The following is a 13,722-nucleotide window of genomic DNA, read 5'->3' on the forward strand; positions in this document are numbered from 1 at the left end:
TACCTCAAGACGATTGGGGGTTCGGCTTCGTTACGGGCGCCCTAGCGGCAGCGCAGCGGGCGCATCCCGAGGCGGTGGTTGCTGCCCGCGACGACGGTGAAGGTCGTGTCCCAGCGCGCGCCGGCGACCGTGCCGACGACGAAGCGCGTCTCTCCCGCCAGAACTTCCAGCGCGACGGTCGTCCCGGGCGGGATTCGCCGCGGCGGGGCGTTCGCGACGACCACGGCGGCGCCGCGGCAGTTGCTCCCGACGTAAATCTTGCCGTACACCATCGAGCCGGGAATCGTCTGCGGCTCCCGCGGCGCGCGGACCGCCGTGTCGCGCGGCGCGTTCGCGCCGGCGCCCCGCTGATTCGCCGTCGCCGGTGATGCGCCCTCGCGAGCGGTCGGGACATTCGCCGACGCAGCGCCACTCGCGGCCGCGCCTTGGGCCTTCGTAGCGAGGCGCGGGTCCGACGCCGCCTTGCGCATGCTGTCGGCGCGGGTGATCGAGTCACGCGCGGCCTGCGCGGCGGATTGTTCGAGACTGTCGCGCGTGGCCTGTACTCCACGTTCCGCATTGGTCGGCAGCGCGAGCGTGTCCTCCGGCGCCGACTGCCCCGATTGGTTGCGGATAAACGTGGCGGTATCCGCCGCGTCGCCGCGCGCGCCGGCGAGTTGCTTGCGCCAGCGATTCACGAGATCCGGGCGCAGCAGCGCCGTCGCGGCGATGCCGCCTACGATCAAGGCCAGCGCCACCAAGAACATCGTGCGGCGCGGATGGGGAGCCGTCGCCGCGCCGGGAGGAGTCTGCGCGAGCTGACCAGAGGCCCCGCCGGATGCCGCCGCGCCAGATGCCGCAGCACCAAATGCCGCTGCGCCCGACGCCGCCGCGAGGCCCCCCGCCCCCGCGGCCCCACGCGTGTTCCCACGCACGGCCGGTGTGAGTGGCACGGAGAGCTGCGGCTGCCGCATGGCGCCGCTCTGCGCGAGATGCACGATCTGCGTGCGCACTTCCTGCTCGAGCGTCGAACTCACCTGCCCGAAGGCCTCGACTGCCGCCTCGAGCGTCGGGAAGCGATCGCCGGGCTCCTTCGCCAGCATGCGCGTGATGGCCGCGTCGATGTGCTCCGGCACATCGGGCCGCAGCGTGCGCACCGAGGGAATGGGATCCAGCAGGTGCCCCTTCATCACTTCGCCGATGGTATCGCCGGCGAAGGGCTGCTGCCCCGTCAGCAACTCAAAGGCGACGACGCCCAGCGCATACTGGTCCGCGGCGGGCGTGACGCTGCCGCCATTGAACTGCTCGGGCGACATGTAGTACGGCGTGCCGATGATCGAGCCGGTGAGCGTGAGCCCGTGCGTATCATCGCGCTTGGCGATGCCGAAGTCGGTGACGATGAGCCAGCCGTCGGTGTCGAGCATGAAGTTGGCCGGCTTCACGTCGCGATGCACGACGCCGCGCGTGTGCGCGTAATGCAGCGCCCGCCCCGCCGCCGCAACCACGCTGCGCACGAACGCCACCGACTGCCGTCCCGTCTCGCGCACGACGGAGTCGAGCGCGCGCCCTTCCACGTACTTCATCACGAAGTACGCCAGCTCCGGATCGTCCCCGACGGCGTAGATCCCGATGATGTTCGGATGGTTCAGCGAGGCCGCCACGCGCGCTTCGCGACGGAAGCGTTCGACGTTCTCCGCCGATGTCGCCAGCGCCGGATCCAGCACCTTGATGGCGACCTTGCGATCCAGCGCGAGGTCCAGGGCGAGGAACACCGTCGCCATGCCACCCTGGCCGAGCTCGGCGTAGATGTCGTAGCGGCCCAGAGTCGCGCTTCGGAGGCGCTCGAAGAGCGCGGAGGTGTTGGGTTGGCTCACGTGGTCAAAGATGCTGGGAAACGTGGGACGGGGGCAGGGGCGGAGATGGGGAGAGGGGAATGGGGGAGAGGGGGGGCAGACGTCTCACGAACCTCTCTCCTTTCCCTCCTCCCGCCCCTGGCCCTTCTCACATCTCTCCCCCTGCCACGTCTGCCTCGACCCTCCCGTCGCGACAGACCGCCACGAGCGGAATCGAATCAAGCGCCGCCGCAAGCTCCACGTCTCTCGTGTACCCCTGAGCCATGAGATGTGCCGCATGCGGCGCACGCCTGAAGACCGACAGCGGCGAGACCTCACAGGGTTCTCCACGCAGCAGGGCCGCCAACGCCTCGCCGCAAGCGCTGTCCTCCGGCGACGGCTTCCCTTCACTGCCCGCGCAGATGATCTCGACGCCGCGCGGCGCGAGCGCGCGAATGGCCTGCGCGGTCGCCGAGAGATTCACGAAGGCGGCGAGAAAGACCTGCGCTGCCCCCTGCGCCGCGAGCAGCGCGTTGGTGCCATTCGTGGTGGTCGCGCAGATCACGCGGCCCTGCACACGCTCACGCGTGAACTCCGTCGGCGAGTTGCCGAGGTCGAAGCCCGGGATGCGATGTGCGTTCCGCTCACCCGCCGTCAGGGCGCCGATCTCCTGTGCGCGGATGCGCGCCGCTTCTGGCGTCGCAAAAGCCTCGATGCCAGCGGCACCGTTCGAGAGGGCGATGATGCTGGTGGTTGTCCAGCGCAGGACGTCGATCACCACCGCCACCTCTTCCGTCGCGCGCTCGGGCGGAACGTGATGAACCGACAGTGGGAGACGTCGCACGGGGACAGGGGCGGAGATGGAGAGAGGAGAATGGGAGAGACGGGGGGAAGATGCCAGAGGGGGGAGAAGACCAGTCGAATGGTCCTCTCCCCCCTCTCTCATCGTCCCACCCTCTCCCCTATCCCCTCTCTCGTCTAGAACCCCCGCCCCTGCCCCCTTCCCACGTCTCTCAGCGTGCGAAAAGGTCTGCTCCTTCCTGCTCCAGGAACTTGGTATGCACATCCCCTTCCACAAACTTCGGATGGCTCATCAGGGTCGACAAAAAGGGAATCGTAGTAGTGACACCTTCGACGATAAACGTGTCGAGCGCCAGCCGCATCTTGGCCAACGCCTCCTCACGATCACGCCCATGCACGATGAGCTTGGCGATCATCGAGTCATAGAACGGCGGCACCGTGTACCCGGCATAGACGTGCGTATCGACGCGCACGCCGTTGCCGCCTGGCATGTGGAAGGTCTCCACCTTGCCGGGGCTGGGCTGGAAGTTGCGCTGCGGATCCTCGGCGTTCACACGGCACTCGATGACGTGGCCGCGCAGTTCGGGCGTCTCCATCACCGACAGCGGCAGGCCCGCGGCGACGCGGATCTGTTCCTTCACGAGGTCCACGCCGGTGAGCATTTCCGTCACCGGATGCTCCACCTGGATGCGCGTGTTCATCTCCATGAAGTAGAACGAGCCGTCCTGGTCGAGCAACATCTCCACGGTGCCGGCGCCGACGTAATCGATGGCCTTGGCGCCCTTCACGGCGGCGTCGCCCATCGCCTTGCGCAGCGCCGGCGTCATCACCGGGCAGGGCGCTTCTTCGACAAGCTTCTGGTGCCGACGCTGCACGGAGCAGTCGCGCTCGCCGAGGTGGATGACGTTGCCGTGCTTGTCGCCGAAGACCTGGAACTCGACGTGGCGCGGGCGCTGCAGATACTTCTCGACGTACACGCTGCCGTTGCCGAAGGCCCCGAGCGCTTCAGAGCGGGCGAGCTGGAAGCTGCGCGCAAAGTCGTCGGCATCCTTGGCGACGCGCATGCCCTTGCCGCCGCCACCGGCAGCCGCCTTGATGATCACCGGGAAGCCCATCTTCTCGGCGATCGCCAGTGCTTCGTCGACGTCTTCCACCGGGCCCGGCGAGCCGGGCACGACGGGCACGTTGTTGGCGATCATCGCGGCACGTGCGGCCGCCTTGTCGCCCATGGTGCGGATCTGCGTGGGCGTGGGGCCGATGAAGGTGATGTTGCTCGCCGCGCAGGTCTCGGCGAACTCGGCGTTCTCCGCCAAGAAGCCGTAGCCCGGGTGGATCGCGTCGGCGCCGGTGATCTCGGCGGCGGCGATCAAGCGTGGGATGCGGAGGTACGATTCGCGGGAGTTGGCAGGACCGATGCAGACGTCGTCGTCGGCGAAGCGCACGTGCAGCGATTCGCGGTCGGCTTCCGAATACACGGCCACCGTCTCGATGCCGAGTTCGCGGCAGGCGCGGATGATGCGCAGCGCAATCTCGCCGCGGTTGGCGATGAGGACTCGCTTGAACATATGTCGGGTTACCGCGCGTCTTGGCTGAGGCCGCTGAAGCCAGCGTCAGAGGTTCCGGCGATGCCCTGCGTGCGCAGCGCGAACTCGGCCGGACTCGTCGATGCCGCCACGGCGGCTTCGTACGAGATGACGCCCTTCTGGTACCAGTTCATCAAGGATTGGTCGAACGACTGCATCCCGTACTGGACCGTACCTTCGCGGATGAGGTCGGGAATGTTGAGCGACTTGGAAGCGTCGCGGATGTTGTCCTGCACGGCCGCCGAGTTCACGAGGATCTCGCAGGCCGGAATGCGCCCGGGACGGTCGATGCGCGGCACGAGGCGCAGCGAAACCACGGCTTGGAGGGCGCTGGACAGCTGGAAGCGGATGTCCGCCTGTTCATTCGGCGGATAGAACGAGAGCACGCGGTTGATGGTCTGTGCGGCATCCATCGTGTGCAGCGTGGAGAAGACCATGTGGCCCGTGTCTGCGGCCTTGAGCGCGATCTCCAGCGTCTCGAGGTCGCGGATTTCGCCGATCATGATGATGTCGGGGTCCTGGCGCAGCACGCGACGCAGCGCCTGCGAGAACGACACAGTGTCCGTGCCGACTTCGCGCTGGTTGATGTGGCAGTTGATGTCGCGGTGCAGGAACTCGATCGGGTCTTCGATCGTGATGATGTTCGCGTGCTTGTGCTCGTTGACGTAGTGGATCATCGACGCCAACGCCGTGGACTTGCCGGATCCCGTGATGCCGGTGACGAGCACGAGGCCGCGATTCTTCATCGCGATGTCCTTGAGCACCGGCGGCAGGTTCAGCTCTTCCATCGTCATCGCCTGGAACGCGATGGCGCGGAAGGCGTAGGCGAGCGAGCCGCGCTGCTGGTACACGTTCACGCGGAAACGCCCGATGCCCGGCACGCCGATGGCGAAGTCGGCGTCCTTGGTCTCGTCGAATTCCTTGCGCTGCTTCGGCGGGATGATCTGCTCACCGACGGAGCGGAGGTCTTCCGGCTTCAGCGGCGGCAGCTCCATCGGCACCAGCTCGCCGTTGAGGCGCATCGTCGGCGGCCGGCCGATCTTGAGGTGCAAGTCCGAGCCGCCCTGCTGGACCATGGTCTGCAGGACGAGCTTGAAGTTGTAAGGCGCGGCGGCTGGGGCTGCAGCCGGCGCCGCAGCCGGGCTAGGCGGCTGCGGATTAGCCATTGGGATCGACGCGGAAGAGGACCTGGCCGTATTCGACCGGCTGCGCATCCGTCGCGAGGATCTCGACGACCTTGCCCGCGACTTCGGACTCGATCTCGTTCATGATCTTCATCGCTTCGATGATGCAGAGCACCTGGCCCTTCTTCACCGTCTGGCCGACCGAGACATACGGCTTGGCGCCGGGTTCCGGCGCACCGTAGAACGTGCCGACCATCGGCGACTTCACGTCCTGACCCTTGCTGGCCGGGGCCGCCGCAGCAGCCGGAGCCGCCGCCGGTGCGGCCGCCGCCACAGGAGCGGCAGGCGCGGGCGCGGGCGCCGGGGCCGCCGCCGGCGCGGCGTACTGCACCGTGCCGCGCGCGACCGGCGTCTTCTGCAGGCGGATGCGCATGCCCTTATCCGACGAGATCTCCATCGAATCCACCGTGGATTCATCGAGCATCTCGAGAAGCTTCTTGACGTAGCGGAGGTCAATCATTGAACGGCAGATGTGAGATGGAAGATGTGAGATGTAAGGGACGACAACGGCACCTTCGTGCGCGCCGCCGCTTACAGCTGATTCTCAACTCTTGGGCGCTATCCGACTTGCAACAGCGTGCGCTCGAACGTCGTGAGTCGCTCCGGACCGTCGGTCGTGAGCACCACGTCGTCCTCGATGCGGACGCCACCCCAGCCTTCGAGATAGATCCCCGGTTCGATCGTGACGACCGCGCCAGGGGCCAACGGGGCCTCGGCCGTCTTCGCCAACCGGGGAGCTTCGTGGATCTCCAGACCGATCCCGTGCCCCGTCGAGTGACCAAAGGCGGCGCCGAAGCCGCGGCGCTCAATGTAGTCTCTCGCGAGGGCGTCGGCATCCCTTCCGCGCATTCCCGCCCGAACAGCGGCCGAAGCGCTCCCGTTTGCCTCCCGAACCACATCGTGGATCTCCTGCTGCCGCGCGTCCGGCGCGCGCCCCACGATGAACGTGCGCGTGATGTCGCTCACGTAGCCGCCGCTGGTCGCGCCGAAGTCGAAGAGCAGGAGGTCGCCCTTCTCGATGACCTGGGCCGACGCGCGGGCATGCGGGAGCGCGGAGCGCGGGCCCGCCGCGACGATCGTCTCGAAGGCCGTCCGCTCGCTGCCGGCGAGCCGCATCTCGTACTCGAGTAGGCCGGCGACCGCGAGCTCGGTCATGCCGGCGCGCAGCTGCGGCAAGGTGCGCGCGAGCGCGTGTTCGGCGATCTGCACCGCGGCGCGGATGTGCGCGAGCTCGCTGGCGTCCTTCGACTCGCGCAGCACCTCCACGAGGTTGAGCGCGGGCCGCCACTTCCAGCCCGCGCCTTCCCCGCCCTCTGCCACGAAGCGCGCCGCATCCTGATGCGTCACGTGCGCGCTCTCGAAGGCGAGCACCTCGATCCGCGGCAGCAGCTTCAGCTCCTTCCACAGCCGCGTCCACAGCGACATCTGCTCGATGGCGACCCGCACCTCGGCGGCCACCTCGTGCTTCACCTGCGTCGCGTAGCGGAAATCCGTGAGCAGCAGCGCGTCATCGGCCGTGACCAGCACCAGCCCGTTCGAACCCGTGAAGCCGGTGAGGTAGCGCACGTTCGGCAGGGCGCTGACGAGCAGCGCATCGAGCTGACTCTGGGCCAGCGATGCGCGCAACCGCGCGAGACGCTCGGCGTAGGGGACGGACATCAGTCGTCCGACGCCAAGATTCGGCGGAGTTCCACGAGGAGCACCGGATTCTTGTGCTGCAGGACGTCCCACACGATATCGAGATCCACACCGAAGTAGTCGTGGATGAGACGGTCGCGCATCCCAGCCATGGCGCGCCACTCCACTGACGGATGCTCCTCACGGAGACTCATCGGCACCTTCTTCGTCGCCTCGCCGATCACCGCCAAGCTGCGAACCACCGCGCGCTGGAGTGTCGGGTCCTCGTCGAGCGTCGCGCGCGTCAGGCGTGGCTGAAGACTCGAGAGATACTCAACCTCGGCCAGGATGTGCCGCAGGAACTCACGCGGCTCGTACGACATCCACGGCGTCCGCAAGTACGTGCGGTCGGAGGTAGGGGGATAATGACTCCAGCGTCACGAGCTCCACCGGATGGCCGAGCACACGCTCCAACAGCTCCGCGAGCGCCATCAAGTGATCAAGGGACTTCTCTCCCGGCGCGAACTCGACGAGCAGGTCCACGTCACTGTCGGGCGTTGCCGCGTCCCTCCGAACCGAACCGAACAGCGCTAGACGCTGGACCCCGAACCCGCGAATGGCGGCCTCGACATCGGCGATTCGCGACTGCACGTCGCGGCGGGTCAGAGTACGGGTGGGCATGATTGAAATCTACCTCCGCACAGCCCCGTCGCGCTCCAAGCGCGCCAGCGCCGCCGGCTCGAAGCGGCCCGTGATGCGCATGACGCCCTCCTCCTCGTCCGCCTCGCTGGAGAGCACCTCCCCCATGCGATGCACCTCGGCGAGCAGCTTGCCGTGCGTCATCGGGATCATGAGTGCGACTTCCGGCCGCCGGGCACGCAGGGCGTCCCGCAGAACCGTGCGCATGGGCTCGAGGCCCGCGGCGCCGCGTTCCTCCTCCCGCGCCGAGACGAAAATGCTTCCGGGCGCGAGGTTCTCGATGCGCGCGCGCAGGGCCTCGCGCTGCTCGAGCGGCAAGGCGTCCATCTTGTTGAACACGTAGCGCGTCGGCGTCTCGGCCACGCCGAGGTCGGCGAGCACCTCGTCCACGACCAGGCGCTGCTCCTCCCACGAGGGGTGGGACGCGTCGATGACGTGGAACAGGAGGTCGGCCTCGCGCACTTCCTCGAGCGTGGCGCGGAAGCTGGCGACGAGGTGGTGCGGCAGTTTGCGGATGAAGCCGACCGTATCCGTGAGCAGCACGGACTGGTGCTCGCCGAGGTCGACTTCGCGCGTGAGCGGATCGAGCGTGGCGAAGAGGCGGTCCTCGACGAAGACCTCGCTGGACCGCGAGATCGCGCGCAGGATCGAGCTCTTGCCGGCGTTGGTATAGCCGACGAGCGCCGCCTTGAAGGCGCCGGTGCGTCCCCCGCGCTGCACCTCGCGCGACTTCGCGACGTCGGCGAGCCGCTCCTTCAACAGGCGGATGCGGTGGCCGACCAGCCGGCGGTCCGTCTCGAGCTGCGTTTCGCCCGGGCCGCGCACGCCGATGCCGCCGCGGAACTTCTCGAGGTGGGTCCACATGCGCACGAGGCGCGGCAGCGAGTACTCCAGCTGCGCCAACTCGACCTGCATGCGGGCTTCCGCCGAGCGCGCGCGCACGGCGAAGATGTCGAGAATCAGCTCCGCGCGGTCGATGGTGCGCTTGCCGAGCTCGCCTTCGAGGTTCTTGCCCTGCGCCGGCGACAGCTCATCGTCGAAGATGATGAGCGTCGCTTCCTTCTCCGTGATGAGCTGCTTGAGCTCCTCGACCTTGCCGCGCCCGATGTACGTCGAGGGATCGGGCCGGTCGAGCTGCTGCGTGAGCGTGCCGACGACCACGGCCCCCGCCGTGTCGGCGAGGCGCGCGAGTTCGTCGAGGTGCTCCTGCACGTGGTGCCGCGCATTGCTGCGCTTGACCGGCGCGCCGACGAGAATGGCGCGTTCCTGCGGTGGGGCGAGATCGATGAGCGAACGGCTCACGGCATTCCTTCGACGCGCCCGCGGCCCGAATAGGGGCGCGTGAGGCGTCCGACTGGTGTGACGAGCGTAAACATCCCTTCCACACGATAGTCGAGCGCGCCCCTCGCGAGGTAGTAGCGCATCGCGGTCTGCACGGCCGTGTAGTCGAAGGACACCGGGAGCGTGAGGGAGATGACGCCCTTTTCCTCCATCGTCAGGCGCTGCGTGACCTCGCCGCTGACGATGCGCGTGCTGTCGACGAAGAAGGTGTAGCTGACCTTCTCCGCGTCGATGCGGTACTCGTTGGGGTTCTGCACGTCGAGGTGGACGTCGAGCGTGGCGCCTTGGAGGCCGAGGCTTCTCACCTTGACGTCCTTGACTGTGACGATGGGCGATTGGAAGGCGGCTTTGGCGAGGGACGCGCAGGCGGTGAGGGCGAGGAGGGTGGCGAGGGCGAAGAGTTTTCGCATGCGATTCGAATGGGAGAGGGGAGAGGGATGTAGGGGCGGAGATGGAGAGAGGGGAATGGGGGAGATGGGGGGAAGAGGGGAGAGGCTGGGGAGACGTTAGACGTCTTCCCCCCTTCTCTCTGATTCCCGTCTCCCTGCCCCCGCCCGTACCTCCGTCTCCCGTCGTTCAGCGAGTTCACGCCACCACGTCATTCGCCGAGCAATATCCTTCTCGAACCCGAAGTCGGACGGCACGTAGAACGCCCGACCCGCGAGCGAATCCGGAAGGTACTCCTGCGGCACATACGCCTCCGGCGCATCGTGCGCGTACTGATACCCCTCCCCGTAGCCGAGGTCCTTCATCAGCGCCGTGGGTGCGTTGCGGATGTGTAGCGGGACGCCGGCGGCGGGGGTTTCCTGCGCGGCGGCGAGGGCGGCTTTCCAGGCGACGTAGATGCGATTGCTCTTGGGCGCAGTCGCGCAGTACACGGCCGCCTCGGCGAGGGCGAGTTCGCCCTCGGGAGACCCGAGGAAGTGATACGCGTCGCGCGCGGCGATGGCGAGCTGCAGGGCGCGCGGGTCCGCGAGGCCGATGTCTTCCGCGGCGAAGCGCACGGTGCGGCGGGCGATGTAGAGTGGGTCTTCCCCGCCCTCGATCATGCGGGCCAGCCAATACAGTGCGCCCTGCGGATCGCTGCCGCGCATCGCCTTGTGATACGCGCTGATCAGATTGAAATGCTGCTCACCCGACTTGTCGTAGCTCGGCATCCGCGTCTGCAGTGCCTGCGCCACGAGCGCGACCGTCAGCTCCTGCGTGTTGGCCGCGGCGGCGAGGACGGTGCAGGCCTCGAGCACCGTGAGGGCGCGCCGCGCATCGCCGTCGGATTCTGTCACCAGCAACTTGCGCGCGTCCGGCATCAACGTGAGCTGCTGCGCGCCAAGGCCGCGCTCGCGGTCGACGAGCGCGCGGTCGACGAGCGCGCCCAAGGCGTCGGTGTCGAGCGGCTGCAGCACGAAGACGCGCAGGCGGGAGAGCAACGCGCCGTTCAGTTCGAAGCTCGGATTCTCCGTCGTCGCGCCGATCAACGTGAGCAAGCCGCTTTCCACGTGCGGCAACAGCGCATCCTGCTGCCCCCGATTGAAGCGATGGATCTCGTCCACGAACAGCACGGTGCGCATGCCGAGCACGCGGCGCTTCTCCGCCTCGGCGACGATCTCGCGCAGGCGCGGCACGCCGTCGGTGACGGCGCTGAACGGCACGAACTCCGCCTTGACGTGGCGCGCGACGAGGCGGGCGATGGTCGTCTTGCCCGTGCCCGGTGGTCCCCAGAGGAGAATCGACCCCGTCTCGCCGCGCTCGATGGCCACGCGCAGCGGCATCTGCGGGCCGAGCAGGTGCGTCTGCCCCGCGACTTCGTCGAGCGAGCGCGGGCGCAGGCGCGCCGCGAGGGGCGCGCTCTGCGGCGAGGCGAAGAGGGAATCCTGCACGGGCGGACCGGGGACGCGAGGCCGACCGTCAGCCTTCGATGGCGTCCCCGAGCTCCTCGACCCGCGCGCCCGAACTGCGGCGCACGTGGATCGCCTTCACGAGGCCGCGGAGCGCGAGCTCGTAGCCATCGGCACCGAAGCCGGCCACGATGGCGATGGCGCCTGGCGCGAGCCAGCTGTGGCGGCGCTCCGGCTCGCGCGCGTAGATGTTGCTCAGGTGCACTTCCACATACGGGAGCTGCACGCCGGCGAAGGCATCGCGCAGCGCCAGCGAGGTGTGCGTCCACGCGCCCGCATTCACCAAACAGGCATCGACCACGCCGCGGCAGTTGTGGATGGCATCGAGCATGCGCCCTTCGTCATTGAACTGCGAGAAGAGCAGCGTGACGCCCAGCTCGGCGCCCACTTCCTCGAGCCGCGCTTCGATCTCGGCCAAGGTGGTGGTGCCGTAGATCTCCGGTTCGCGGATGCCGAGGAGATTCAGGTTCGGCCCATTGAAGACGGCAACTCTCATTTCTTGAGACCCTTGAGCCAGTCTTGGAACTGATCGAGGTCGTCGTCACCAGGCGCGGCGGCGCCGGCCTCGGGTGCCGCCGCGGCGGCCGTGCCCGGCTTCTGGAAGAACTGGTCGAACTTGAGCGTCTCGGACGCACGCGGAACCGCGCGCTTGGGCGCCGCCGTGGTCGAGAGCAGCTCACCGATGCCCGTGCCGCCATCAGGGCCCGTGAACGTCCCGAGGCCCGCGATGATCTCGGCGGCGTGCAGGTCGCGCACCTCACTGGCCGCCCCGAAGAGCGCATCCAGCGGCCAGCCCGAGACAGCCGCCGACGCGACGGTCGGCGGCTCGCTCGAATCGTCAGCGGGCATCGGCTCCGCCGCAGCCACGGCCACCGGTGCCGCCGCTGCGGCCGCGACGACCGCCGCACGACGTGCGAAGCCGCTGAAGAACTCGCGCGCGGTCGGACCCGCCGCGACGATCGGTGTCACGATCGGCGTGGCGCTGCCCTGGCCGCGCAGCCCAATACCGCCGAACGACACGTCGGCCATCGCGGCGTTCGCCGGCGCGGGCGTCGGTTCCATCTCGACGTCCGGCGCGTCGAACTCCGGCATCTCGTCGCGCGAGGCAGACGCTGGCTGCGACGCCTGCGCATGCATGCGCTCGAGCTCCGCGAGCTTGCCGCGCAGCGACGTGTCCAACGGCGAGGCCTCGACGAGTTGCTGGTAGACCCCGATCGCCTCGGCGAGCAGGCCTTGCTGCACGTACAGCGCGGCCATCGTCTCGTTCACGAACGTGGGCGTGGCCTTCGAGGCGCGAGACGGCGCCTCGACGGCGGGTGTCGGCACGACCGGCGTCGGCATCGACGAGGCCGGTACGGCAGCCGGCGCCACGGGCTCGGACTTCGAAGCCGGCTCGTCCTCGAGACCGAAATCGGCGAGCAGCGGCAGCGAGGCGAGATCGGCCTTCGTCATGCGCGGCTTCGGACGTGCGCTCGGCTGCTCCTCGACCGGAATGGTTGCGCTGGGGTCTTCGAGCAGCGGCAGGTCGGCGAGCCTCGAGAGCCCGGCGGGTTCTTCTTCGGCCGGCACGGCCATCGCCGTGTCGAGGCCCGTCACGGGCGCGACGTCGTCGAGTGTCACGTCGGGGCGATCGAGGTCCGCCAGCGGCGTGACCGAAGACGCCGACATCGAGACCGAGTCCACCTCGAGCTCCGCCATCGGCGCGACTTGCTCCGTCGTGAACTCGGTAGCCTCGAGGCCTGCCATCGGCGCGACCTCGCCGCTGTAGTCGGCAAGCTCGAAGTCGGCGGCCGGGAGCGCCGGCAGCGGCGCGGACGGGGCTTCGGCGATCGTCGGCTCAAGGCCCAGCGGTGCCACGTCGCCGGTGGTCTCGACGATCAGCGTATTGTCGGTGTCGACGAATCCATACTCGGCGGCCTCGGCGCCCATGACCGGCGCCTGCGGCACGGCCTTCGGCTCCTCGGCCTCGACGGTCTCGGAGAAATCGAACGCGATGTCGAGCAGCGACGCCCGCTTGCTCGGACGCGGCGGCGCGGCCTCGGCCACGGGCTCCGGTGGCCGAACCGCCGCCACGGGCTGCGTGACGGACGAGGCCCTCTCGGCATCCTTGCGATCGCGGTCGGCGAGGGCCTGTGCATTGATGACCACCGTGGCGCCCTTCCCCGCGGGCGGCTTCGGCGCGGCGGGTGCCGGTGCGGGCTCGCCGAGGTCGATCATGCCGAGATCTGGCCCGCCGCTCACGCTGACCGTCGGCGCGACACTGATGAGGCCCGCAGCGACCGTCGAAGGGCGCGCAGGCGCTTCGGTGGGCGCTGCATCGCCACCCAACTGCGCCATCAGGTCGAGCACTTCGTCGTTGCGGCGGTCGAGCTCGAGGACGCGCTCATACCAGCCCTTGGCGGCTGACACGTCCCCGAGGAGGCGGGCGATGTCGCCAAGATGGCGAAGCGCGATGAGGTTCTCGGGATCGAGCTTGAGCGCCTGCTCGAATGGCTCGCGGGCGGCCTCGGTCTGCTGCAGCTCGAACAGCGTCTGCCCATAGACCACGAGGCCGTTCATGTTCTCCGGCTGCTCGCGGACGTGCTTCTCGCAGAGCTGCAGCGCGCGGTCGAGCATTCCCGACTTGCGATACTCGTTGGCCAGCGGCGCAAAGAACCGGCGAGGGTTCTCGTGGTAGCGCTTGCGCAGGTCCTCGATCCGGGAGTTGTCGGCCATCCGAGGGGGTGAAGTGCGTGGAAAATTGACAGGCCTGGGCCCGTTGCTGAACATACCATCCCGCGAGGGACGCGGT

The 13,722-nt window shown here is 68.4% G+C and carries 13 protein-coding genes; all 13 read right to left on the bottom strand.

Going from position 1 to position 13,722, the window contains the following annotated elements:
• Nucleotides 1-41: 41 nt before the first annotated feature.
• Nucleotides 42-1,853 carry a serine/threonine-protein kinase gene (locus Strain318_RS08985; protein WP_367885370.1) on the bottom strand — a complete coding sequence of 604 codons (1,812 nt, stop codon included), beginning with the start codon at nt 1,851-1,853 and terminating at the stop codon, nt 42-44.
• Nucleotides 1,854-1,980: 127 nt separating this feature from the next.
• Nucleotides 1,981-2,655, bottom strand: a complete 675-nt coding sequence (locus Strain318_RS08990) for a 2-phosphosulfolactate phosphatase (RefSeq protein ID WP_367885371.1) — start codon at nt 2,653-2,655, stop codon at nt 1,981-1,983.
• Nucleotides 2,656-2,824: 169 nt separating this feature from the next.
• Nucleotides 2,825-4,177, bottom strand: a complete 1,353-nt coding sequence (gene accC, locus Strain318_RS08995; protein WP_367885372.1) for an acetyl-CoA carboxylase biotin carboxylase subunit — start codon at nt 4,175-4,177, stop codon at nt 2,825-2,827.
• 8 nt (nt 4,178-4,185) lie between these two features.
• Nucleotides 4,186-5,361, bottom strand: coding sequence for a type IV pilus twitching motility protein PilT (locus Strain318_RS09000; RefSeq protein ID WP_367885373.1), 1,176 nt, complete (start codon nt 5,359-5,361; stop codon nt 4,186-4,188).
• Nucleotides 5,354-5,836 (bottom strand): acetyl-CoA carboxylase biotin carboxyl carrier protein, encoded by a 483-nt coding sequence (accB, locus tag Strain318_RS09005; RefSeq protein WP_367887902.1) that lies wholly within the window; start codon nt 5,834-5,836, stop codon nt 5,354-5,356. The genes Strain318_RS09000 and accB overlap by 8 nt, the downstream gene beginning before the upstream one ends.
• A 101-nt stretch (nt 5,837-5,937) precedes the next feature.
• Complete coding sequence (locus Strain318_RS09010; RefSeq protein ID WP_367885374.1) at nt 5,938-7,038, bottom strand: M24 family metallopeptidase; 1,101 nt, start codon at nt 7,036-7,038, stop codon at nt 5,938-5,940.
• The gene (locus tag Strain318_RS09015) at nt 7,038-7,379 is read right to left on the bottom strand and encodes a HepT-like ribonuclease domain-containing protein (protein ID WP_367885375.1); all 342 of its coding nucleotides are present in this window, start codon (nt 7,377-7,379) and stop codon (nt 7,038-7,040) included. Before Strain318_RS09015 ends, Strain318_RS09010 begins: the two co-directional genes overlap by 1 nt.
• Nucleotides 7,360-7,677 (bottom strand): nucleotidyltransferase family protein, encoded by a 318-nt coding sequence (locus Strain318_RS09020; RefSeq protein WP_367885376.1) that lies wholly within the window; start codon nt 7,675-7,677, stop codon nt 7,360-7,362. Before Strain318_RS09020 ends, Strain318_RS09015 begins: the two co-directional genes overlap by 20 nt.
• Nucleotides 7,678-7,686: 9 nt before the next feature.
• On the bottom strand, nt 7,687-8,997 hold the full coding sequence (gene hflX / locus Strain318_RS09025) for a GTPase HflX (protein ID WP_367885377.1): 1,311 nt from the start codon (nt 8,995-8,997) through the stop codon (nt 7,687-7,689).
• Nucleotides 8,994-9,446, bottom strand: a complete 453-nt coding sequence (locus Strain318_RS09030) for an LEA/WHy family protein (protein WP_367885378.1) — start codon at nt 9,444-9,446, stop codon at nt 8,994-8,996. The genes hflX and Strain318_RS09030 overlap by 4 nt, the downstream gene beginning before the upstream one ends.
• Before the next feature lie 96 nt (nt 9,447-9,542).
• A complete protein-coding gene (locus tag Strain318_RS09035; RefSeq protein ID WP_367885379.1) occupies nt 9,543-10,913 on the bottom strand; it encodes a replication-associated recombination protein A in 1,371 nt (456 codons plus the stop codon).
• 28 nt (nt 10,914-10,941) lie between these two features.
• Entirely contained in the window at nt 10,942-11,427 is a 486-nt protein-coding gene (locus Strain318_RS09040; RefSeq protein ID WP_367885380.1) for a type II 3-dehydroquinate dehydratase, read from the bottom strand.
• On the bottom strand, nt 11,424-13,646 hold the full coding sequence (locus tag Strain318_RS09045) for a tetratricopeptide repeat protein (RefSeq protein WP_367885381.1): 2,223 nt from the start codon (nt 13,644-13,646) through the stop codon (nt 11,424-11,426). Before Strain318_RS09045 ends, Strain318_RS09040 begins: the two co-directional genes overlap by 4 nt.
• Between the last annotated feature and the right edge of the window lie 76 nt (nt 13,647-13,722).

The sequence above is a fragment of the Pseudogemmatithrix spongiicola genome (assembly GCF_030623445.1).
GTDB classification, from domain to species: domain Bacteria; phylum Gemmatimonadota; class Gemmatimonadetes; order Gemmatimonadales; family Gemmatimonadaceae; genus Pseudogemmatithrix; species Pseudogemmatithrix spongiicola.